At 71.2% G+C, this 21,540-nt stretch carries 22 protein-coding genes; 6 read left to right on the forward strand and 16 right to left on the reverse strand.

Translation table 11 applies throughout. The annotated features are described in order from the left end of the window. Positions 1 to 328: 328 nt before the first annotated feature. The 16 genes from ABZ193_RS02915 to ABZ193_RS02990 all read right to left on the reverse strand — a co-directional run bounded on the left by ABZ193_RS02915 (position 329) and on the right by ABZ193_RS02990 (position 14,438). Positions 329 to 733: a hypothetical protein gene (locus ABZ193_RS02915; RefSeq protein WP_017981240.1), complete on the reverse strand. Its 405-nt coding sequence runs from the start codon at positions 731 to 733 to the stop codon at positions 329 to 331. Further along, entirely contained in the window at positions 730 to 1,548 is an 819-nt protein-coding gene (locus ABZ193_RS02920; RefSeq protein ID WP_020416613.1) for an isoprenyl transferase, read from the reverse strand. The genes ABZ193_RS02915 and ABZ193_RS02920 overlap by 4 nt, the downstream gene beginning before the upstream one ends. Positions 1,549 to 1,585: 37 nt before the next feature. Beyond that, positions 1,586 to 2,341 carry a DNA repair protein RecO gene (gene recO / locus ABZ193_RS02925; RefSeq protein ID WP_039791214.1) on the reverse strand — a complete coding sequence of 252 codons (756 nt, stop codon included), beginning with the start codon at positions 2,339 to 2,341 and terminating at the stop codon, positions 1,586 to 1,588. 12 nt (positions 2,342 to 2,353) lie between these two features. Beyond that, a complete protein-coding gene (locus tag ABZ193_RS02930; protein WP_020416611.1) occupies positions 2,354 to 2,767 on the reverse strand; it encodes a DUF2752 domain-containing protein in 414 nt (137 codons plus the stop codon). Between the two features lie 4 nt (positions 2,768 to 2,771). Further along, the gene (locus ABZ193_RS02935) at positions 2,772 to 3,494 is read right to left on the reverse strand and encodes an RDD family protein (RefSeq protein ID WP_354708648.1); all 723 of its coding nucleotides are present in this window, start codon (positions 3,492 to 3,494) and stop codon (positions 2,772 to 2,774) included. 73 nt (positions 3,495 to 3,567) lie between these two features. Then, entirely contained in the window at positions 3,568 to 4,461 is an 894-nt protein-coding gene (gene era / locus ABZ193_RS02940; protein WP_354708649.1) for a GTPase Era, read from the reverse strand. Beyond that, positions 4,458 to 4,790 (reverse strand): cytidine deaminase, encoded by a 333-nt coding sequence (locus tag ABZ193_RS02945; protein WP_354708651.1) that lies wholly within the window; start codon positions 4,788 to 4,790, stop codon positions 4,458 to 4,460. Before ABZ193_RS02945 ends, era begins: the two co-directional genes overlap by 4 nt. Beyond that, positions 4,783 to 6,120: a hemolysin family protein gene (locus ABZ193_RS02950; protein ID WP_020416607.1), complete on the reverse strand. Its 1,338-nt coding sequence runs from the start codon at positions 6,118 to 6,120 to the stop codon at positions 4,783 to 4,785. Before ABZ193_RS02950 ends, ABZ193_RS02945 begins: the two co-directional genes overlap by 8 nt. Positions 6,121 to 6,131: 11 nt before the next feature. After that, entirely contained in the window at positions 6,132 to 6,680 is a 549-nt protein-coding gene (gene ybeY / locus ABZ193_RS02955) for an rRNA maturation RNase YbeY (RefSeq protein WP_017981232.1), read from the reverse strand. 2 nt (positions 6,681 to 6,682) lie between these two features. Then, on the reverse strand, positions 6,683 to 7,777 hold the full coding sequence (locus tag ABZ193_RS02960; RefSeq protein WP_027935652.1) for a PhoH family protein: 1,095 nt from the start codon (positions 7,775 to 7,777) through the stop codon (positions 6,683 to 6,685). 90 nt (positions 7,778 to 7,867) lie between these two features. Beyond that, positions 7,868 to 8,227 (reverse strand): histidine triad nucleotide-binding protein, encoded by a 360-nt coding sequence (locus ABZ193_RS02965; protein WP_020416605.1) that lies wholly within the window; start codon positions 8,225 to 8,227, stop codon positions 7,868 to 7,870. 360 nt (positions 8,228 to 8,587) lie between these two features. Further along, complete coding sequence (locus ABZ193_RS02970; protein ID WP_354708654.1) at positions 8,588 to 9,340, reverse strand: 16S rRNA (uracil(1498)-N(3))-methyltransferase; 753 nt, start codon at positions 9,338 to 9,340, stop codon at positions 8,588 to 8,590. Beyond that, positions 9,340 to 10,503 carry a molecular chaperone DnaJ gene (gene dnaJ / locus ABZ193_RS02975; protein ID WP_020416603.1) on the reverse strand — a complete coding sequence of 388 codons (1,164 nt, stop codon included), beginning with the start codon at positions 10,501 to 10,503 and terminating at the stop codon, positions 9,340 to 9,342. Before dnaJ ends, ABZ193_RS02970 begins: the two co-directional genes overlap by 1 nt. Positions 10,504 to 10,539: 36 nt before the next feature. Next, positions 10,540 to 11,565 carry a heat-inducible transcriptional repressor HrcA gene (gene hrcA / locus ABZ193_RS02980; RefSeq protein WP_017981227.1) on the reverse strand — a complete coding sequence of 342 codons (1,026 nt, stop codon included), beginning with the start codon at positions 11,563 to 11,565 and terminating at the stop codon, positions 10,540 to 10,542. A gap of 87 nt (positions 11,566 to 11,652) precedes the next feature. After that, positions 11,653 to 13,143 (reverse strand): CoA-acylating methylmalonate-semialdehyde dehydrogenase, encoded by a 1,491-nt coding sequence (locus ABZ193_RS02985; protein ID WP_354708655.1) that lies wholly within the window; start codon positions 13,141 to 13,143, stop codon positions 11,653 to 11,655. Beyond that, positions 13,140 to 14,438, reverse strand: a complete 1,299-nt coding sequence (locus tag ABZ193_RS02990) for an aspartate aminotransferase family protein (protein ID WP_354708657.1) — start codon at positions 14,436 to 14,438, stop codon at positions 13,140 to 13,142. Before ABZ193_RS02990 ends, ABZ193_RS02985 begins: the two co-directional genes overlap by 4 nt. Positions 14,439 to 14,539: 101 nt before the next feature. Between ABZ193_RS02990 and ABZ193_RS02995 the strand changes: the two genes are divergently transcribed. The 6 genes from ABZ193_RS02995 (at position 14,540) to ABZ193_RS03020 (ending at position 21,482) form a co-directional block, all read left to right on the forward strand. Next, the gene (locus tag ABZ193_RS02995; protein ID WP_354708659.1) at positions 14,540 to 16,156 is read left to right on the forward strand and encodes a PucR family transcriptional regulator ligand-binding domain-containing protein; all 1,617 of its coding nucleotides are present in this window, start codon (positions 14,540 to 14,542) and stop codon (positions 16,154 to 16,156) included. A gap of 35 nt (positions 16,157 to 16,191) precedes the next feature. Then, a complete protein-coding gene (locus ABZ193_RS03000) occupies positions 16,192 to 16,560 on the forward strand; it encodes an SSI family serine proteinase inhibitor (RefSeq protein ID WP_017981223.1) in 369 nt (122 codons plus the stop codon). A gap of 162 nt (positions 16,561 to 16,722) precedes the next feature. Further along, a complete protein-coding gene (locus tag ABZ193_RS03005; protein WP_354708661.1) occupies positions 16,723 to 18,288 on the forward strand; it encodes an NCS1 family nucleobase:cation symporter-1 in 1,566 nt (521 codons plus the stop codon). Beyond that, the gene (locus ABZ193_RS03010; RefSeq protein WP_237337307.1) at positions 18,239 to 19,081 is read left to right on the forward strand and encodes a nitrilase-related carbon-nitrogen hydrolase; all 843 of its coding nucleotides are present in this window, start codon (positions 18,239 to 18,241) and stop codon (positions 19,079 to 19,081) included. The genes ABZ193_RS03005 and ABZ193_RS03010 overlap by 50 nt, the downstream gene beginning before the upstream one ends. A gap of 10 nt (positions 19,082 to 19,091) precedes the next feature. Beyond that, positions 19,092 to 20,477: a dihydropyrimidinase gene (hydA, locus tag ABZ193_RS03015; protein WP_354708663.1), complete on the forward strand. Its 1,386-nt coding sequence runs from the start codon at positions 19,092 to 19,094 to the stop codon at positions 20,475 to 20,477. Positions 20,478 to 20,486: 9 nt separating this feature from the next. Then, positions 20,487 to 21,482: a TIGR03842 family LLM class F420-dependent oxidoreductase gene (locus ABZ193_RS03020; protein WP_020416596.1), complete on the forward strand. Its 996-nt coding sequence runs from the start codon at positions 20,487 to 20,489 to the stop codon at positions 21,480 to 21,482. The last annotated feature ends 58 nt before the right edge of the window (positions 21,483 to 21,540 follow it).

Here is a 21,540-nt window from a genome sequence, read left to right on the forward strand (position 1 = left end):
GGCGGCAGGACCACCGGGCGCGGGAACACCGGGCGGCAGGACCACCGGGCGCGGGAACACCGGGCGGCAGGACCACCGGGCGCGGGAACACCGGGTGGCGGGAACGCCGGGCGCGGGACCGCCGGGTGGCGGCCGCCCGGGGTTGGAACGCGGATGGCGCGAACGCAGGGTGGGGGAAGCGCGGTCGGGGTTCGGGCAGTGGAGCGTCGCAGCCTGGGGCTGCGGCATGGAGCACCGCAGGGTGGATCCTGGACCGGTGAAAGGGCTGGCTGGGCTGCGCTACTGCACGCCGCCCAGCCGCGCAACCACTCAACCGCGCAGCCGGGGCCTACGTCAGCTCGGCGCGCAGTTGCGAAGCCGTCGAGACCACCAGCATCAACAGGGTCCCCAGTGCGGAGATCTCCAGCCCCTGCGCGGGGAACGCGTACCGCAGCGTCAGGTCCAGCCCACGCTCCGCGTGCTGCACCCCCAGCGTGCCGAACAGGCCCTGCCCTGCGCGTTCGGCCGCCTTCGCCGCGAAGGCCGGGTCGTCGGGCAGGTCCCAGCCGACCACGCAGGTCAGGCTGAGCACCGTGAGGCCCTCGGCGAGCTGCGTCGACTGGATCACGCAGGGCACGCCATTGTGCGAAAACGTCAACGCGCCGTCGTCGTCGACGTGGACCTCCAGGTACGTCTCCAGCGCCTCCCGGGCCCGGCTGAGCAGCTCCGCGGTGTCCGCCGCCTCCGTGTTCACGACGCCCCCTTCGCCGCGTCCACCGCGGCGCCGAACCGGCGGTCCCGGCGCGCGTACTCCTCGCACGCCGCCCACAGCTGGCGCCGGTCGAAGTCCGGGAACAGCGTGTCCTGGAACACGAACTCGGCGTAGGCCGACTGCCAGAGCATGAAGTTCGACGTCCGCAGCTCGCCGGAGGGCCGCAGGAACAGGTCCACGTCCGGCATCTCCGGCTGGTACATGTACTTCGCGAGCATCCGCTCGTCCACCTTGTCCGGGTTGATCTTGCCCTCGGCGGCCAGCCGCGCCACCTGGCGGGCCGCGTCGGCGATCTCCGCGCGCCCGCCGTAGTTCACGCACATCGTCATGTTCAGCAACGTGTTGTGCTTGGTCTTCTCCTCGGCCGCCTGCAGCTCCTTGATGACGCTGCGCCACAGCCGCGGCGCGCGCCCGGCCCACCGGATCCGCACGCCGATCGAGCCCAGGTAGTCGACCTGGCGGCGGATCGTGTCCCGGTTGAAGCCCATCAGGAACCGCACCTCGTCGGGGCTGCGCTTCCAGTTCTCCGTCGAGAACGCGTACACCGACAGCCACTTGACGCCCAGTTCGACGGCCCCGCTGGCGACGTCGATCATCACGGCCTCGCCGCGCTTGTGCCCCTCGATTCGCGGCAGGCCGCGCTGGTTGGCCCAGCGGCCGTTGCCGTCCATGACCAGTGCGACGTGGTTCGGCACCAGCTCGGCGGGGATCGCCGGCGGCTTCGCGCCGGACGGGTGCGGGTCCGGGGCCCGCAGTTCCACTGCCGCCGAACGCGCCGCACGTGCCTTGAGCCGCACCTGATCCTCCCACTGCCTCGGGTTGCGGCTTCCGACCCTACTTGCCCGGCTGGAGCTCCCTGGCACGCCTCTCGACGAGCGGCAACGACTTCAGCTGCCGCTCCAGGTGCCACTGCAGGTGAGCGGCCACGATGCCGCTGGCGTCCCGCCTGGTCCCGGCGACCGAGGCCTCCGCGACGTCCCAGTCGCCGTGCAGGAGCGACTCCAGCAGCACCAGCACCTCGGGCGCCGGATGCACCGACCCCGGCACCCGGCAGTTGCCGCACAGCAGGCCGCCCGCCTGCACGTTGAACGCGGTGTGCGGGCCGGGCAGGCCACACCGCGCGCACTCGGTGATCGCCGGCGCCCAGCCCGCGAACGCCATCGCCCGCAGCAGGAACGCGTCCAGCACCAGCGAGGCGTCCCGCTGACCGTCGGCCAGCGCCCGCAACGCCCCCACGACCAGCAGGTACAGCCGCATCGCCGGCTCGCCCTCCTCGACGGTGAGCCGGTCGGCGGTCTCGGCGATCGCGCTGGCCGCCGTGTAGCGCTGGTAGTCGCCCACCAGCGGCAACGCGAACGCGTCGACCGTCTGGACCTGCGTGATCACGTCCAGGGTGCGCCCGGTGTAGAACTGCACGTCGACGTGCCCGAACGGCTCCAGCCGCGCCCCGAACCGCGACGTCGTGCGGCGCACCCCCTTCGCGACGGCCCGGACCTTGCCGTACCGCCGCGTGAGGAAGGTGATGATGCGGTCCGCCTCACCCAGCTTGTGGACCCGCAGCACCACGCCGGTGTCGCGATAAAGACTCACGTCCCCATGGTCTCACGCGTACGCGGACAACCCGGTGAACGGCGCGAACGGCAGGTTCCGCCCTGCCCACCACACGAGCGCGGCACCGGCGACGGCCAGCGTGAGCCACCGTCCCCGCGCTCCGGGCGGCCACCACCTGCCCGCCAGCCCGGCCTCCCACCGGAGCGCCGCGACCAGCGTGGCCACCGCCAGCGGGAGGAGCACCACCAGCGCGAACGCGTTGTACGACAGGGCCGCGACCACATCGCCGTGCAACAACGCGCCCAGCGCCCGGCTGCCGCCGCAGAACGGGCAGTCCAGGCCGGTCAGCGCGTGGAACCAGCACGGGATCCGGAGCACGCCGGTGCCCAGCGCCACCCCGGCCGCGAGACCGGCGGCGGCCACGGCGGGCGTGGCCCGCACGCTCCGCCACGACCGTTCGCCCATGCCTTCAGTACAGCGCCTTCGTCGAGATCGCGTAAGTCTTCGCGGCCTTGTCGTGCCAGCCCTGGCGCGCCTGCTCGTCGAAGAACGGCGACAGCACCACCAGCAGCTCGACCAGACCGCCGACGCACGGGATCAGGCCCGGCAGCACCATCGTGGCCAGCCGGGTGAACGCGGGCCCGCCGCCGATCCCCGCGCCCGGCTGTCCCGCCGACTGCTCGGTGACGATCCGGATGCCCGCCACGTTCTTGCCGACCGTCGCGCCGCGCGTGGCGAGCATCGCGCCCTCGTACACCAGCACCGACAGCGAGGTGAGCGGCAGGAACAGGAGGAAGATCCACCACGTGCTCGGGTCGCCGGCGAGCACGGCGAGCTGCAGGATCAGCACGAGGATCGTCAGCGGCACGCCGATGATCAGCCCGTCCACGAGCCGGGCGAGGAAGCGGCTGCCCATCGTCGCCAGCACCAGCGGCGGCGTGTGCCGGAACTGGATCTGCGACCCCGGCACGACGATGTGCGCCTGGCCCGGCATCGGCGGGATGGCCCCGTACTGGGGCTGGCCATATGGCGGCTGGCCGGGATAGCCCTGCGGCGGCCCGTACGCCGGGTAACCAGGCTGCGGGTACGGCTGCTGAAACCCGCCGGACGGCTGGCCATAGGGCTGCGGGCCGGTCTGCGGGTACTGCCCGTAGGGCTGCTGCCCCGGCGGCTGCCCAAAGGGATTGGTCACTGGATTTCCCCCTCGGAGTGGATCACGTCGGGCGGCAGCGTACCCGGTGCTCCGGTGAGGACCGGCGGAACCGTCAGAAACCCAGGCGGCGCAACTGCTTCGGGTCGCGCTGCCAGTCCTTGGCGACCTTCACGTGCAGGTTGAGGTAGACCTTCGTGCCCAGCAGCTTCTGGATCTGCTGCCGCGCCTGCGCCCCGACGGCCTTCATCCGCTCGCCCTGGTGGCCCAGGATGATGCCCTTCTGGCTGGGCCGCTCGACGTACACCGTGGCGTAGATGTCGAGCAGGTCCCGCTTGTCCTCGCGCGGCAGCATCTCCTCGACGGTCACCGCGATGGAGTGCGGCAGCTCGTCGCGCACGCCCTCCAGCGCCGCCTCACGGATCAGCTCCGCCACGAGCGTCTGCTCCGGCTCGTCGGTCAGGTCGCCGTCCGGGTAGAGCTGCGGACCCTCCGGCAGCCGCGCGACCAGCAGGTCCTCCAGCTGCTTCACCTGGAAACCGTCCACGGCGGACACCGGGATCAGCTCCTCGAAGTCCAGCACGTCCTGCAGCGCCAGCAGCTGCTCGGCAATCTGCTCCGGCTTGGCGACGTCGGTCTTGGTGACGATCCCGATGACCGGCGTGCCCTTGGCGACCTTGCGCAGCTCGCTCGCGATGTAGCGGTCGCCGGGGCCGACCTTCTCGTCGGCGGGCACGCAGAACCCGACGACGTCCACTTCGGACCACGTCTCGCGCACGACGTCGTTGAGCCGCTGCCCGAGCAGGGTCCGCGGCTTGTGCACGCCGGGCGTGTCCACGATGACCAGCTGGGCGTCGTCGCGGTGGACGATGCCGCGGATGGCGTGCCGGGTGGTCTGCGGCTTGCTCGAGGTGATCGCGACCTTGGTGCCGACCAGCGCGTTGGTCAGGGTGGACTTGCCGGCGTTGGGACGGCCGACGAAGCAGGCGAAACCGGAGCGGTGGGTCACAGGACTTCCTGCACTGTCCCGGACGGATCGGCCCGCAGGATCGTCGCCGTCTTCGCCAGATCGCGCACCGCCTGCACGGACGCCTCGGCCACGAACGGCTCGGCCGTGACGACCGCGGCCGCCTCCAGGCCTTCCGCCCCGCTGGACACCGCCGCCGCGACCGCCGCCTGCAACGCGGTGATCTTGAACGAGGGCAGGTCGACCGTGGTGGCCGCGTAGGTGCGGCCGTCGGTGTCGCGCACCGCGGCGCCCTCGGCGGCGGAGTTCCGCGCCCGCGCGGATCGGGCGAGGATGACGATCTTCTCGTCCTCCGGGTCCAGGTCAGGCATGGTCCACACTCCTGTCGGCCTCGTCGTGGTCACCGTTCCCGGTACGCACCCTACGTCCGGCCAGCTCGTCGCTCTCCGCCTGCACCACCACGGTCGTGATCCGCATCCGGCCGCGGCGGTCCTTGCCGCCCTCGGCGTGCAGCCGCAGGCCGTCCACTTCGGCTTCGGCGCCGGGCAGCGGCACGCGCCCGAGCCGCTGGGCGAGCAGACCGCCGACCGTTTCCACGTCGTGGTCCTCCAGCTCCAGTCCGAACAGCTCGCCCAGGTCGCCGACGCCGAGCCGCGCGGACACCCGGACCGTCCGGTCGTCGAGGTGCTCGACCGGCGGCCGTTCCTCCAGGTCGGACTCGTCGGTGATCTCGCCGACGATCTCCTCCAGGATGTCCTCGATGGTCAGCAGGCCGGCGGTGCCGCCGTACTCGTCGACCGCGATCGCCAGGTGGTTGTGCGACACCTGCATCTCCCGCAGCAGGTCGTCCAGGCGCTTGGAGTCGGGCACGAAGCTGGCCGGGTACATCAGGTCCGACACCGGCTTGGCCTCGCCGCCCTCCAGCTGCGCCCGGACCAGGTCCTTGATGTTGACCACGCCGACGATGTCGTCCACCGACTCGCCGATCACCGGCAGCCGCGTGTACCCGGTGCGCAACGACAGCGCGAGCGCCTGCCGGACGCTCTTGGTCTGCTCGATCCAGATGATCTCGGTGCGCGGCACCATCACCTCGCGCGCCACCGTGTCGCCGAGCTCGAACACCGAGTGGATCATCTGCCGCTCGCCCGGCTCCACCACACCGCGTTCCTCGGCAAGGTCGACCAGCTCGCGCAGCTCGATTTCCGTGGTGAACGGGCCTTCGCGGAAGCCCTGGCCGGGGGTGATCGCGTTGCCGAGGATGATCAGCAGCCGGGACAGCGGCCCGAGGATCGACCCGAGGACCCGCACCGGCCAGGCGATGACCGTGCCCACGCGGTACGGGTACTGGCGGCCGATGGTGCGCGGCCCGACGCCGATGAGGACGTAGCTGACCAGCACCATCACCAGCGCGGCCACCACCAGCGCCAGCGCTTCCGGCTTGATCCACCGCAGGAACACGACGGTGACCAGGACCGTCGCGGTCAGCTCGCAACCCAGCCGCAGCAGCACCAGCAGGTTGATGTGCCTGCGCCGCTCGTCGATCACCATGGCCAGCTGGCGGGCGCCGGGCCGGCCCATCCGGACCAGCCCCTCCGCGCGGGCCTTGGACACGGTGCTCACGGCCGCGTCCGCGGCCGCCAGCACCGCGCCGAGCAGCACCAGCGCCACGGCGATCACCAGGAGAGCGGCCGAACTCGCCATCTCCGGCAGCCTCAGCTTTCGGCGTCGGCGGGGCCGTCCAGGCCCGCTGCCCCCAGCAGCCGGTCGTCGGCCGTGCGCTGCGCGTCGCGGCGCCTCGCCTCCGCGACGGCGGCCTGGAAGTCGGCGAGGATCCGCTTCTGCAGCCCGAACATCTCGCGTTCCTCGGCGGGCTCGGCGTGGTCGTAGCCGAGCAGGTGCAGCACGCCGTGCACGGTCAGCAGGTGCAGCTCGTCGAGCAGCGAGTGACCGGCGGTGCGGGCCTGGTCCCTGGCGAAGGCCGGGCACAGCACGATGTCGCCGAGCAGCGCAGGCGACGGGTCACCGGCGTCGGGGCGGCGGGCGGCGTCCAGCTCGTCCATCGGGAAGGCCATGACGTCGGTGGGACCGGGCAGGTCCATCCACCGCTCGTGCAGGTCGGACATGACGTCCAGGGTCACCAGCACCACCGACAGCTCGGCGAGCGGGCTGACCTCCATGCGGTCCAGCGCGAAGCGCGCGGCTGAGACGATCGACGTCTCGTCCACCGCGACGCCGGACTCGTTCGCGATCTCGATGGTCATGCTCAGTGCCGGCCCCGCCAGCCGTTCCCGGTGCCGGTGCCGCGCTCGGCGTCCTGCTCGGCCTGCCACTTCTCGTAGGCGTCCACGATGTCCCCGACCAGCCGGTGGCGCACCACGTCGGAGCTGGTCAGCGTGGCGAAATGCAAGTCTTCCACGCCTTCCAGGATCTCACGCACCACTCGCAGGCCCGACTTCTGCCCGCTCGGCAGGTCGACCTGCGTGATGTCGCCGGTCACCACGATCTTCGAGCCGAAGCCGAGCCGGGTGAGGAACATCTTCATCTGCTCGGGCGTGGTGTTCTGCGCCTCGTCGAGGATGATGAACGCGTCGTTGAGGGTGCGGCCGCGCATGTAGGCCAGCGGCGCGATCTCGATCGTGCCAGCCTGGATCAGGCGCGGGATCGAGTCCGGGTCGACCATGTCGTGCAGCGCGTCGTACAGCGGCCGCAGGTACGGGTCGATCTTCTCGGACAGCGTCCCCGGCAGGAAGCCGAGCCGCTCCCCGGCCTCGACCGCGGGGCGGGTGAGGATGATCCGGGTGATCGCCTTGGCCTGCAGCGCCTGCACGGCCTTCGCCATCGCCAGGTAGGTCTTGCCGGTGCCGGCCGGGCCGACCCCGAACACGATCGTGTGCTTGTCGATGGCGTCGACGTAGCGCTTCTGGTTCAGCGTCTTGGGTCGGATGGTGCGGCCGCGCCTGGACAGGATGTCCATGCTGAGCACTTCGGCCGGCGACTCCGCGCCGCCTGCCGACAGCATGCCGACGGTGCGGCGGACGGTGTCCGGGCCGACCTGCTGGCCGCGCCCGGCCAGCGCGACCAGTTCGGCGAACACGCGCTCGCCGAACGCGACGTCCGCGGGCTCCCCGGTGAGGGTGACCTCGTTGCCCCGGACGTGGACGTCGGCGGCCAGCAGTTCCTCGGCCACCCGCAGGTTCTCGTCGCGGGATCCGAGCAGCGTCAGCACCGCGCCGTCCGGAATGGGGAACCGGGACTGGGCGCTGCGCGTGCTCCGTGCGGTTCCGGTGGTCTCAGTGACGTCCCCGGCGCTCTCGGGAACGTCCGATCGGGCGGCTCCACCCTGTGCGGTTCCGGCCAAGTGTCCTCGGGCCTGCCTTCTGCGTTTCCGCTGCTCTCTTCCTGCTTACCCCATCGATGCTAGCGGGCCGGGCGGGGCGCGCGCAGTCGGTTACTTCGCGACTCGCCCGAAGAACCCGAGCTGTTCTCCGCCGAGGACGTGCGCGTGCACGTGGAAGACGGTCTGACCGGCGTCACTGTCCGTGTTGAAGACCACTCGGTAGCCGGACTCGGCGATGCCCTCGAGTTCGGCGACCTTCGCGGCGGTCGTCAGCACGTCGGAGAGCAGTTGCGGATCGGCCGCGGCCAGCTCGGCGACATTCCGGTAACGCTTCTTCGGCACCACGAGCACGTGCACGCGAGCCTGCGGCTGGATATCCCGAAACGCGAATGTCGTTTCAGTTTCGTACACCTTCTCGCTCGGGATCTCACCGGCGATGATCCGCTCGAACAGCGTCTCGGCATCACTCATGCGCCGAACCCTATCGCGTGCGGGAAGTGCGGTGGCGCAAGGGAAGTCGCGACTCGCGGTAGACGCCGCGGGGCGGTGGAGCCTGGGGGTCGCTCCACCGCCTCCGCGGCTCCGCCGGACCGAGGGGGGAGGTGTCCGGCGGGGCTTTGGGCACCCGGGGGCGACCCCAGGTGTCGTGTGGGTCAGGGTAATGGGTGCGATGCCCGGCGCGCCACAGTCGACACCCAATTTTTTCCAGGTTTCGAAGACGGGCGGTACGCGAATCAGCCGTTGAGCCGCTTGCGGTGCGGTTTCCGTGATGTTCCGCCGAGGTGACCGGTTCCACGGTTCGCCCGGTCCGGCGACGACAGCGCGTGACGGTCAGGCCCAGCGGGACGTCATCGCGCCGAGTGCGCCCAGGGCCACCGCGGCCGCGGTGGACGTGCGCAGCACGGTCGGTCCCAGCCGGACCCCGATCGCACCCGCCGACGTCAGGGCGTCCACCTCGCCGTCGGTGATGCCGCCCTCCGGGCCGACCACCAGCAGCAGATCACCGGCGGCGGGCAGCGACAGCTCGGTCAGCCGCCGCGAAGCACTGCCCTCCAGCACCACCGCGCACGCCGCGTCGGCCGCGACCGCCGCCAGTTCGGCCGTGCTCACCGGCTCGCGCACCGGCGGCACCCACGCCCGCCGGGCCTGCTTGGCCGCCGCGCGGGCGGTGTTCTGCCAGCGGGCCAGCGCCTTCGCCCCGCGCGGGCCCTCCTCCCAGCGCACCACACTGCGCTCGGCCCGCCACGGCAGGATCTCGTCCGCGCCGGCCTCCGTCGCCAGCTCCACGGCCAGCTCGCCGCGGTCGCCCTTGGCCAGCGCCTGCGCCACCACGACCCGCAGCGCCGGCGCGGCCTCCGTCCACCGCCGGGACACCTCCAGGTCCAGCACCGGTTCACGGCCCGGCCGGACCTCCGCGATCACGCACTCCGCGGCGGAACCCCGGCCGTCGGAGGCGACCAGCCGCTCCCCCGCGCGCATGCGCCGCACGGTCGCCGCGTGGCGGGCCTCCTCGCCGGACAACGCGAACCGCGAACCCGCCGGCAGCTCCTCGACCAGGAACACCGGCGGCGTGGTGGACGGCATTACTTGTGGCTCTTGGCGCGCAGCTTCGAGAACAGCCCGCCCTGGTGCCGCCCGTTGGACGTCACCCCGGCCTCCTCGCCGCGCAGCTGGGCCAGCTGCTGCAACAGCTCGCGCTGGGCTTCGTCGATCTTGGTCGGCACCGCGACGTCCACGTGGACGTGCAGGTCACCCCGCCCGTCGACCCGCCCGGACGAGCGCAGCCGCGGCATGCCCATCCCCGCCAGCACCAGCTCGGTGCCCGACTGGGTGCCCGGGTCCACCGACAGCTCGTACTCGCCGTCGATCAGGGTCTCCAGCGGCACCGTGGCGCCCAGCGCGGCCGCCGTCATCGGGATCCGCAGGTTGCAGTGCAGGTCGTGGCCCTCGCGCACGAACACCTCGTGCGGCTCCTCGTCGACCTCGATGTAGAGGTCGCCGGCCGGGCCGCCACCGGGGCCGACCTCGCCCTGGGCCGACAGCCGGATCCGCATCCCGTCGCCGACACCGGCCGGGATCTTCGCGGTCACCGAACGGCGGGCGCGCACCCGGCCGTCGCCACCGCACTGGCGGCACGGGTCGGTGATGACCTCGCCGAAGCCGCGGCACACCGGGCACGGCCGCGAGGTGACGACCTGGCCGAGGAAGGACCGCTGCACGGACTGGATCTCACCCTGCCCGCCACACGTGTCGCAGGTCTTGACGGTGCCGCCGGGGGCGGTGCCGTTGCCGTGGCACTGGTCGCACAGCACCGCGGTGTCGACGGTGATCTCCTTGTCGACCCCGGTCGCGCACTCTTCGAGGCTGAGGCTGATCCGGATCAGCGCGTCCGAGCCGGGCTGGACGCGGCTGCGCGGACCGCGCCCGCGGCCGCCGCCGGTGGCCGCGCCGAAGAAGGCGTCCATGATGTCGCCGAGACCGCCGAACCCGCCGAACGGGTCGCCGCCGCCACCACCGGCGCGGGCCCCGTTGTCCAGCGGATCGCCGCCGAGGTCCACGATCTTGCGCTTCTGCGGGTCCGACAGGACCTCGTACGCCGTGGTGACCTCGCTGAACTTGTGCTGGGCGTCCTCGGACGGGTTGACGTCGGGGTGCAGCTCGCGGGCGAGCTTGCGGTAGGCGCGCTTGATCTCCTGATCACTCGCGTTCTTGGGCACCCCGAGGATGCCGTAGTAGTCCCTGGCCACCTTCTGAACCGTCCTCCTAGACAAGCATCGCCCTGGCTAGCCGCCGGCCAGGATCTGCCCCACGTAGTTGGCCACCGCGCGCACCGCGGCGATCGTGCCGGGGTAGTCCATCCGGGTCGGACCGACCACACCCATACCGCCGAGCAGCATGTCGTTCTTGCCGTAACCGATCGACACGACCGAGGTGCTGCGCATCTGCTCGTCTTCATTCTCTTCACCGATGCGAACGGTGACCGCACCGGGGTTGCGCGCCGCGGCGAGCAGCTTGAGCACCACGACCTGTTCTTCGAGCGCCTCGAGCACCTGGCGCAGCGACCCGGGGAAGTCGGCGACGCTGCGGGTGAGGTTCGCCGTGCCGCCGAGGACCAGCCGTTCCTCGGGGTGCTCCACCAGGTGCTCGACCAGCAACGTGCAGATCCGCACGAGGGCGTCGCGCAGCTCGCCGGGCGCCTGGTCGGGCAGTTCGGTGACCCGGGTGGCCGCGTCGGTGAGGCGGCGGCCGGCCAGCGCCGCGTTGAGCATCTCGCGGATGCGGGCGACGTTCTCTTCGGTCATCACGTCGCCGAGGTCGACGGTGCGCTGGTCGACGCGCCCGGAGTCGGTGATGATCACCAGCATCAGGCGGGCCGGTGTGAGCGGCACCACTTCCAGGTGGCGCAGCGACGAGTTCGACATCGTCGGGTACTGGATGACCGCGACCTGCCTGGTCAGCTGCGCGAGCAGCCGCACCGAGCGGCGCAGGACGTCGTCCAGGTCCAGCGCCCCGTCGAGGAAGCTGATGATGGCCCGCCGCTCGGCCGGGCTCAACGGCTTGACCTCGGACAACTTGTCGACGAAGAGCCGGTAGCCCTTGTCGGTGGGAATGCGGCCGGCGCTGGTGTGGGGCTGGGTGATGTACCCCTCCTCCTCCAGCACCGCCATGTCGTTGCGCACCGTCGCGCTGGACACGCCGAGACTGTGCCGGTCCACGAGCGCCTTGGAGCCGACCGGCTCGTGGGTCGACACGTAGTCCGCGACGATGGCGCGCAGGACCTCGAAGCGACGCTCCTCCGAGCTGGGCACGCCTCACCTCCGAACTCCTACGGCGGGTATCTCACCACGAGTTTACGGAAGGCGCGGGCGGCGTGTCCCAGCTCGGTGAGCGGGCGCTCAGGAGTTGCGCGGGAAGCCCAGGTTCACCCCGCCCTGCGAGGGGTCCGGCCAGCGCGACGTGACGACCTTGGTCCGGGTGAAGAAGTGGAACCCCTCCGGCCCGTAGGCGTGGCTGTCGCCGAAGAGGGAGTCCTTCCAGCCGCCGAACGAGTAGTACCCGACGGGCACCGGGATGGGCACGTTGAGCCCGACCATCCCGACTTCGACCTCGTTCTGGAACCGCCGCGCGGCGCGGCCGTCGTTGGTGAAGATCGCCGTCCCGTTGCCGTAGGCGTTGGCGTTCACCAGCGCCAGCGCGTCGTCGTAGCTGCCGGCGCGGACGACCGACAGCACCGGTCCGAAGATCTCGTCCGTGTAGATCGACATGTCGGTGCGCACCCGGTCGAACAGCGTCGGCCCGAGCCAGAACCCGCCGCCGGGCACGGAAACCGACCGGCCGTCCACCACGAGCGACGCCCCCGCGGACACGCCGGCCTCCACATAGGACTGCACCCGGTCGCGGTGCGCCGCGGTCACCAGGGGGCCCATCTCCGATTCCGGTGACCGCCCGTCGCCGACCGTCAGCGAACCCATCCGCGAGGCGATCTTCGACACCAGCTCGTCGCCGACCGGGTCGACGGCGACCACCACGGACACCGCCATGCACCGCTCCCCCGCCGACCCGAACCCGGCCGACACGACGGCGTCCGCGGCGAGGTCGAGGTCGGCGTCGGGCAGCACGACCATGTGGTTCTTCGCCCCGCCCAGCGCCTGCACTCGCTTGCCGTGCGCGGTGGCGGTCTCGTAGACGTACCGCGCGATCGGCGTCGAGCCGACGAACGAGATCGCCTTCACCACCGGGTGCGTCAGCAGCCCGTCGACCGCCACCTTGTCCCCGTGCAGCACGTTGAGCGCCCCGTCCGGCAACCCGGCTTCGGCGAACAGCTCGGCGATGAACAGCGACGCCGACGGGTCCTTCTCGCTCGGCTTGAGCACGACCGTGTTGCCGCAGGCCAGCGCGTTGGGCACGAACCACAGCGGCACCATCGCCGGGAAGTTGAACGGCGAAATCACCCCGACCACGCCGAGCGGCTGCGCGATCGAGTACACGTCCACCCCGGTGGAGGCGTTCTCGCTGAACCCGCCCTTGAGCATCTGCGGCGCGCCGCAGGCGTACTCGACGTTCTCGATGGCGCGCGCGATCTCACCGGCCGCGTCCGAGAGGACCTTGCCGTGCTCGGCGGTGATGATCGCCGCCAGCTCGTCCTTGCGCTCGGTGAGCAGCTCGCGGAACCGGAACAGCACCCGCGACCGGGCCGCGAGCGAGGTGTCCCGCCAGCCGGGGAAGGCGCGCGCGGCCGCCGCGACGGCCTCGTCCACCTGCCCGCCACCGGCGAAGTCCACGCGAGCGCGCACTTCACCGGTGGCGGGGTCGAACACCTCCCCGGTCCGGTCCGCGACCCCAGCCCAGCTCTTGCCGTCGATCCAGTGGCTGATCCGCTGCGTCACTTCCGCGCCTCCTGCACGGCGGCGATCGACTCCCGCAGGATTTCAAGCGCCTCGCCGGTCTCGTCGTCGGTCAGGGTCATCGGCGGCGCCAGCCGGATCACGTTGCCGTGCAGCCCGCCCTTGCCGACCAGCAGACCACGGGCACGGGTCTCCTCCAGCCCCAGCCGTGCGGACTCCGGGCTCGGCGCGCCGTCCGGCTCGACCAGCTCGACGCCGATCATCAGTCCCTTGCCGCGCACGTCGCCGACGACGTCGTAGCGCTCGGCGATGTCGCGCAGCCCGGTCAGCAGCCGCGCGCCCTGCTTCGCGGCGTTGCCCTGGAGATCGTGGCTGAGCAGGTAGTCCAGCGTCGCCTTCGCACCCGCGGTGGACACCGGGTTACCGCCGAAGGTCGAGATCGAGTTCGCGGTGATGGAGTCCATCAGGTCGCCGCGCGCCACGACGCCGCCGATCGCCAGCCCGTTGCCGAGGCCCTTGGCGAACGTCATCGCGTCCGGTGTGACGCCGTGCGCCTGGATGCCCCAGAAGTGCTCGCCGGTGCGGCCCCAGCCGGTCTGGACCTCGTCGGAGATCAGCAGGATGCCGTACTCGTCGAGGACCTCCTTGAAGGCGGCGAACAGCCCGTCCGGCGGGACGTTGAACCCGCCGACGCCCTGGATGGGCTCGGCGATCAACGCGGCCACGTCGCCCGACGTGGTGGTCTCCAGGACGTCCCGCAGGTCGTCGGTGCAGGCACGCACGTAGTCGGCGTCGGACAGGTTGCGGAAGGCATCCCGGTAGCGGTAGCCGCCCTGGACGTAGGAGACCTTCACGGGCGAGAGCGAGCTGGCCGACCAGCCGCGGTTGCCGGTGATGCCGATCGTGGCGAACGCCCGGCCGTGGTAGCTGTTGCGCATCGCGAGCACCTGGTTGGAGCGGCGGTACTGGGTCGCGAGCATCAGCGCGGTCTCGTTGGCCTCGGTGCCGGAGTTGGTGAAGAACACCTTCGCGTCCGGGATGCCGGACAGCTCCGCGATCTGCTCGGCGAGCTCGACCTGCTTGCGGATCAGGTACAGCGTCGAGGTGTGCAGGACGCCGGAGTCGACCTGGGCGCGGATCGCGTCGGAGATCTCGGCGACGTCGTAGCCGATGGCGTTGGTGAGGATGCCGGCGAAGAAGTCCAGATAGGTGGTTCCGGAGGAATCGGTGACCCGCCTCCCCTGCGCTCGCACGATCTCCAGGGGCTCGTCGTAGTACAGGGCCAGCCAGTTCGGCAGGACCGCCCGGTGCCGGGCCAGCAGCTCCGATTCGCTCATGCCCGCCAGTCTCGGTGGCCGCCGCGCCCGGCCACCACACACAACATGTACCCAATGGCCCGATCGGCCGTACAGTCTGCTTTCTGCGGAGGTGGTGGCGCTTGTACCCGACGGTCGCGGACGTGCTGGCCCTGCCGGTGCTGCGGCACGGCCGCCCGAAGGTCGTGGCCGGCGGGCAGAAGCTGGACACCCGGGTGCGGTGGGTGCACGTCGCCGAGGTCGCCGACATCGGGCACCTGCTCAAGGGCGGCGAGCTGGTCCTGACCACCGGGATCGCGCTGCCGGACGACGCCGCGCAGCTGGCGAAGTACGTGGACGGGCTCGCCGAGGCCGGGGTCGCCGGGCTGGTGGTCGAGCTGGTCCGGCACTGGAGCGACGCGCTGCCGCGGGCGCTGGTCGACGCGGCCGCGCGGCACGAGCTGCCGTTGATCACCCTGTCCCGCGAGACGCGGTACGTCGCGGTCACCGAGGCGGTGAACGGGCTGATCGTGGACGCCCAGGTCGCCGAGCTGCGCGCGGCCGAGCACGTGCACCAGGTGTTCACGCAGCTCACCGTCGCGGGCGCGGAGCCGGCCGAGGTGCTGCGCGAGGTCGCGCGCATGACCGAGTCGCCGGTCGTTTTGGAGACCCTGGCCCACGAGGTGCTCGCCTACGACTCCGCGGGCACCGATCCGGCCGAGCTGCTGACCGGCTGGCCGTCCCGCTCCCGCACCGTGCACCTGGGCGAGCGGACTGGCTACCACGCCGACGCGGGCTGGCTGGTCACCGTCGTCGGCGCCCGCGGGCACGACTGGGGACGGCTGGTGGTCGTGTGCGACGAGCCGCCGCCGGACCGGCACGTCGTGGTCGCCGAGCGGGCGGCGTCCGCGCTCGCCGTGCACCGGCTGGTCGCCCGCGAGGCGGACAGCCTGGAGCGACAGGCGCACCGGGCCGTGCTCGCCGAGCTGATGACCTCGCCCGCCCCGTCCACCGAGCTGCTCGCGCGTGCGGCCGCACTGGGCTCGCCGTTGTCCGGGCGGCTGGTGGGCGTCGCGGTCCGGCCCCGGATGACCGCGTCGCAACGGCATGCGGCGTCCGCGCCGACCGTGCTGCGGGACCTCGCCGAGACCGTCTCCCTGGCCACCCGCCGGGCGAAGGTGTCCGCGCTCGTCGCGGTCGTCGACGACGTCAGCGTGCGCGCGTTGTTGTCGCTGTCGCCGCAGGCCAACGTCGACGCGGTGCTGCGGCGGCTGTCCGCCGAGCTGCGGGCGCGGCCGACGTCGGTGCCCACGGTGCTGGCGGTCGGCACGGTCGTGGACAGCGCCGCCGACGCCCGCCGCAGCCTGGTCGAGGCCGCTCACGTCGCCGCGGCGGCGCTGCGCTCGGACACCGACCGCGAGGTGCACCGGCTGCAGGACGTCCGGTTGCGCGGCCTGCTGCACCTGCTCGCCGACGACGAGCGTGTGCGGGCCTTCGCCGAGCGCGAGCTGGGCCCGCTGCTGTCGCGGGACGCGGCGTCCGGCACCCGGCTGGTGCAGGCCCTGCGGCACTACTGCGAGCACGGCGGCAACAAGTCCGCGGCGGCCGCGGCCGCGCACACCTCCCGCACCGCCTACTACCAGCAGCTCGCGCGCATCGAGCAGGTGCTCGGCGTGCCGCTGGAAGACCCTGAATCGATGCTGTCGCTCTACCTCGCGCTGCTGGCCCATGATCTTTCCGACGATCACCCGAACCGGTAACACAGATCCGGGCTGGACCGGCCGATAGCCCCGATATGCCTTTTTCCGCCCTACTCCCCGCCGCGGCGTCGGTGCTGGCCCTGGCCGCCCCGCCCGCCCAGACCCCCGCGGCCAGCCTGATGCTCTCCCTGCAGGACGGCGCGGGCCGGGTCGTCACCGTGAGCCTGGACTGCCACCCGGCGGGCGGCAGCCACCCCGGCAAGACCAAGGCCTGCGCCACGCTGACCACTGTGGACGGCGACATCGAGCGCATCCCCGGCGAGGCGACGGTGTGCCCGATGATCTACAGCCCGACCACGGCCACCGCCAAGGGCCACTGGCGCGGCAAGCCGGTGGTCTACACCCACACCTTCGGCAACAAGTGCGCCGCGGCCGCCGAGTCCGGCGGGGTCTTCGAATTCTGAGCCCGTGTTTCGCGTAGGTTGACCGGCTGTCACAACCGGCTTTCACATCCGGGTGATGCACCGGCCCGCGCCGGGCGCAATCGACACAATGCGTTCCGACGCGGGCAACGGTGAACACTCTGACAGTGCCTCCCCCGCCGCGGGGACGAGCAGGATTCCGCAATGGAACCCACCTCGCAGATCACGCGACCGGACGGCCGGGTGGATCTCAGCGACACCGCGCCGATCCGGGGTAGCCGGTTCTTCAACGACGAGCTCGCTCCGGTGCCCGTCGAAAAGCGCACCTGGAGCACCTACAACTATTTCGCCCTGTGGATGGGAATGGCGCACAACATTCCCAGCTACGCGCTCGCCGCGTCGTTGATCGCGCTGGGGATGAACTGGCTCCAGGCGCTCATCACGATCACCCTGGGCAACCTGATCGTGCTGATCCCGATGTTGCTCAACAGCCACGCAGGCACCAAGTACGGAATCCCGTTCCCGGTGTTCGCGCGCGCCTTCTACGGGATACGGGGCGCGAACCTGGCCGCGCTGCTGCGGGCGTTCATCGCGTGCGGCTGGTTCGGCATCCAGACCTGGGTCGGCGGCGAGGCGATCTACATCCTGGTCGGCAAGCTGACCGGCTCCGGCTGGCGCAACGCGGCCGAGGTGGGCGGCCAGCCGTGGACGCTGTGGCTGTCGTTCGGCATCTTCTGGGTGGTCCAGATGCTGATCATCTGGCGCGGCATGGAGGCGGTGCGGCGGTTCGAGAACTGGACCGCGCCGCTGGTGTCGGTCGGGTTCCTGATCCTGCTCGCCTACGTGCTGATCAAGGCGGGCGGCCTCGGCCCGATCCTGTCCGAACCGGCGAAGCTCGGCTGGGGCGCCGACTTCTGGAAGATCTTCGCGCCGTCGCTGATGGCGATGATCGCGTTCTGGTCGACGCTGTCGCTGAACATGCCGGACTTCACCCGCTTCGGCGGCAGCCAGCGCAAACAGGCCCGCGGCCAGGTGCTCGGCCTGCCGACCACGATGACGTTCATCGCGATCGTGGCGATCCTGACCACCTCCGGCGGCCAGGTGCTCTACGGCGAGGCGATCTGGGACCCGGCGCAGCTGGCCGACCGGTTCTCCAGCCCGGCGCTGGTGGTGGTGGCGCTGATCGCGCTGGTGCTCGCCACGATCTCGGCGAACCTCGCGGCGAACGTGGTCAGCCCGTCCTACGACTTCTCCAACGCCTTCCCCAAGCGGATCACCTTCGCCGTCGGCGGCCTGATCACCGGCGTGATCGGCGTGGTGATCATGCCGTGGAAGCTCTACTCCGACCCCGACATCTACATCTTCGCCTGGCTGGGCTTCTACGGCGGCGTGCTCGGCGCGGTCGCCGGGGTGCTGGTGGCCGGGTACTGGGTGGTCAAGCGCACCAACCTGGACCTGGCCGGGCTCTACGCCGAGGGCGGGCGGTACTGGTTCCGCGCCGGCTGGAACTGGCGCGCGCTGGTGGCCACGGCCGTCGGCGGGGTGCTCGCGGTCGGCGGCGCCTACACCGCGCCGAGTTCGCAGGGGCCGTTCCCCGCCGACGGGCTGATCCCGTTCCTCAAGCCCGTCTACGACTACAGCTGGGTCGCCGGTCTGGCCGGCGCCTTCGTCGTCTACCTCGCGCTGTCCTGGGCGCACCGTCAACCGAAGGAGGAAACCCGTGAGCAATCTGGTCCGAGCCGCGTTGGTACAGCAGCGGTGGACGGGTGACAAGGACTCGATGATCGCCGGCGCGGTCGACGCGATCGGCACCGCCGCCTCGCAGGGCGCGCAGGTCGTGTGCCTGCAGGAACTGTTCTACGGTCCGTACTTCTGCCAGGTGCAGGACGCCGACTACTACTCCTACACCGAGGGCATCCCGGACGGCCCCACGACGAAGCTGCTGCAGGAGGTCGCCGAGCGGCACGGCATCGTGATCGTGGCGCCGATGTACGAGGAGGAGCAGGCCGGCGTCTACTACAACACCGCAGCCGTGATCGACGCCGACGGCAAGTACCTGGGCAAGTACCGGAAGAACCACATCCCGCAGGTCAAGGGCTTCTGGGAGAAGTTCTACTTCAGGCCCGGCAACACCGGCTACCCGGTGTTCGACACCGCGGTCGGCCGCATCGGTGTCTACATCTGCTACGACCGGCACTTCCCGGAGGGCTGGCGCGCGCTGGGCCTGGCCGGGGCGAAGATCGTGTTCAACCCGTCGGCGACCAGCCGCGGCCTGTCGCAGTACCTGTGGCGGCTGGAGCAGCCCGCCGCGGCCGTGGCGAACGAGTACTACGTCGGCGCGATCAACCGGGTCGGCGTGGAACCGCTGGGCGACAACGACTTCTACGGCCAGACCTACTTCGTCGACCCGCGCGGCGAGCTGGTCGGCGACGCCGCATCGGACACCGAGGACGAGGTCGTGGTGCGGGACCTGGACATGGACAAGCTGTCCGAGGTGCGCAACCTCTGGCAGTTCTACCGGGACCGCCGCCCGGACTCCTACGACCCGCTCGTGGCGCCCTGAGGGAGAACGCATGCGCACGCTGATCAAGGGCGGCACCGTGCTGTCCACCACCGGGGCGAGCCGCGCGGACGTGCTCGTCGAGGGCGAGACGATCGCCGCGGTCGCCGCGCCCGGGCTGTTCGACACCGCCGACGAGGTGATCGACGCGACCGGGAAGTACGTGCTGCCCGGCGGGATCGACGCCCACACCCACATGGAAATGCCGTTCGGCGGCACGTTCTCGCACGACACGTTCGAGACCGGCACCACCGCGGCGGCTTGGGGCGGCACCACCACGATCATCGACTTCGCGGTGCAGCCCAAGGGTTCCGCGCTGCAGCCGACGCTGGACAAGTGGCACGAGAAGGCCGACGGGAACTGCGCCGTCGACTACGGGTTCCACATGATCCTGTCCGACGTCAACGACACCACGCTCAAGGAGATGCAGACCTGCATCGACGCCGGGGTGTCCAGCTTCAAGATGTTCATGGCCTACCCGGGCGTGTTCTACTCCACCGACGGCGAGATCCTGCGCGCGATGCAGCAGGCAACCGAAACCGGCGCCACGATCATGATGCACGCGGAGAACGGCATCGCGATCGACCAGCTGGTCGCGCAGGCGCTCGCCGAGGGCAAGGGCGATCCGGTGCAGCACGGGCTGACCCGGCCGCCGGAGCTGGAGGGCGAGGCGACGTCGCGGGCGATCCGGCTCGCGCAGGTGACCGGTGCGCCGCTCTACATCGTGCACCTGTCGGCGTCGCAAGCGCTTGCGGCCGTCGCGGAAGCGCGGAACACCGGGCAGAACGTGTTCGCCGAAACCTGCCCGCAGTACCTGTACCTGTCCATCGAGGACCTGGCCAAGCCGGACTTCGAGGGCGCGAAGTACGTCGCTTCCCCGCCGCTGCGGGAGAAGTGGCACCAGGGCGACCTGTGGCGCGGGCTGCGCACGAACGACCTGAGCGTGGTGTCTACCGACCACTGCCCGTTCTGCTTCAAGGACCAGAAGGAGCTCGGCCGCGGGGACTTCTCGAAGATCCCCAACGGCATGCCGGGTGTCGAGCACCGGATGGACCTGCTGCACCAGGGCGTGGTGGCCGGCGAGATCTCGCTGGGCCGCTGGGTGGAGGCGTGCTCGACCACCCCGGCGCGCATGTTCGGCCTGTACCCGCGCAAGGGCGTGATCGCGCCCGGCTCGGACGCCGACATCGTGGTCTACGACCCGGCGGCGAAGCAGACGTTGTCCGCCGAGACGCACCACATGAACGTGGACTACTCGGCGTACGAGGGCTTCGAGATCACCGGGAAGGTCGAGACCGTGCTCTCCCGCGGCCGCGTGATCGTGTCGCCGTCCGGGTTCTCCGGCAGCGCCGGGCACGGGAAGTTCCTGTCCCGGGACCTGTGCCAGTACCTGAACTAGGGAGCCGTCATGGACTTCGGTGTGGTGCTGCAGACGGATCCGCCCGCGCGTGAGGTGATCCGGCTGATGAAGGCGGCGGAGGACTGCGGGTTCGGCTACGGCTGGACGTTCGACTCCGTGGTGCTGTGGCAGGAGCCGTTCGTCATCTACTCGCAGATCCTGGCCGCCACCTCGGCGATGACGGTCGGGCCGATGGTCACCAGCCCGGGCACGCGGGACTGGTCGGTGCTCGCGTCGTTGTTCGCCACGCTCAACGACATGTTCGGCAACCGCACGGTGTGCGGGATCGGGCGTGGCGACTCGGCGCACCGGGTGATCGGCAAACGACCGTCCACATTGGCCACGGTCCGGGACGCGATGCACGCGATCAAGGAGCTGGCCGAGGGCAGGGAGGTGGTGCTCGGCGACACCCCGGTGCGGATCCCGTGGGTGCGCGGCGGGCGGCTGGAGATGTGGATGGCCGGTTACGGGCCGAAGGCGCTGCAGCTGGCCGGTGAGCACGCGGACGGGTTCATCCTGCAGTGCGCCGACCCGGCGATCGCGGAGTGGACCATCGGCTCGGTCCGCGAGGCGGCCAGGGCGGCGGGGCGGGACCCGGCAGGCATCACGATCTGCGTCGCGGCGCCCGCGTACGTCGGGGACGACCTGCCGCACCAGCGCGACCAGCTGCGGTGGTTCGGCGGGATGGTCGGCAACCACGTCGCCGACCTGGTCGCCCGCTACGGCGAGTCCGGCCCGGTGCCGCACGAGCTGACCGACTACATCCGCGAGCGGCAGGACTACGACTACGCCCACCACGGCAAGGCGGGCAACCCGTCGACCGACTTCGTCCCGGACGAGATCGTCGACCGGTTCTGCCTGACCGGCCCCGCGGGGGCGCACGTGGCGCGGCTGCAGGAACTGGCCGCCCTGGGGGTCGACCAGTTCGCCGTGTACCTGATGCACGACCAGCGCGAACAGACGCTGCACGCCTACGGCGAGCAGATCATCGGCAAGCTGGGCTAGGCACCCGCCGGGTGGCGGGCAACACCCGCCACCCGGCGCGTGCCGGCCGGGTCAGGAT

Origin of the sequence: Amycolatopsis sp. NPDC006125 (assembly GCF_040614195.1) — a bacterium.
Taxonomy (GTDB): domain Bacteria; phylum Actinomycetota; class Actinomycetes; order Mycobacteriales; family Pseudonocardiaceae; genus Amycolatopsis_E; species Amycolatopsis_E tucumanensis.

Bases quoted from the DNA above. Each gene is read 5' to 3' on its own strand.
- ABZ193_RS02930 (WP_020416611.1), bottom strand. From the start codon at position 2,767: ATGGGCGAACGGTCGTGGCGGAGCGTGCGGGCCACGCCCGCCGTGGCC.
- ABZ193_RS02945 (WP_354708651.1), bottom strand. From the start codon at position 4,790: ATGCCTGACCTGGACCCGGAGGACGAGAAGATCGTCATCCTCGCCCGA.
- ABZ193_RS02950 (WP_020416607.1), bottom strand. From the start codon at position 6,120: ATGGCGAGTTCGGCCGCTCTCCTGGTGATCGCCGTGGCGCTGGTGCTG.
- ybeY (WP_017981232.1), bottom strand. From the start codon at position 6,680: ATGACCATCGAGATCGCGAACGAGTCCGGCGTCGCGGTGGACGAGACG.
- ABZ193_RS02965 (WP_020416605.1), bottom strand. From the start codon at position 8,227: ATGAGTGATGCCGAGACGCTGTTCGAGCGGATCATCGCCGGTGAGATC.
- ABZ193_RS02970 (WP_354708654.1), bottom strand. From the start codon at position 9,340: ATGCCGTCCACCACGCCGCCGGTGTTCCTGGTCGAGGAGCTGCCGGCG.
- ABZ193_RS02990 (WP_354708657.1), bottom strand. From the start codon at position 14,438: ATGAGCGAATCGGAGCTGCTGGCCCGGCACCGGGCGGTCCTGCCGAAC.
- ABZ193_RS03000 (WP_017981223.1), top strand. From the start codon at position 16,192: ATGCCTTTTTCCGCCCTACTCCCCGCCGCGGCGTCGGTGCTGGCCCTG.
- ABZ193_RS03005 (WP_354708661.1), top strand. From the start codon at position 16,723: ATGGAACCCACCTCGCAGATCACGCGACCGGACGGCCGGGTGGATCTC.
- hydA (WP_354708663.1), top strand. From the start codon at position 19,092: ATGCGCACGCTGATCAAGGGCGGCACCGTGCTGTCCACCACCGGGGCG.
- ABZ193_RS03020 (WP_020416596.1), top strand. From the start codon at position 20,487: ATGGACTTCGGTGTGGTGCTGCAGACGGATCCGCCCGCGCGTGAGGTG.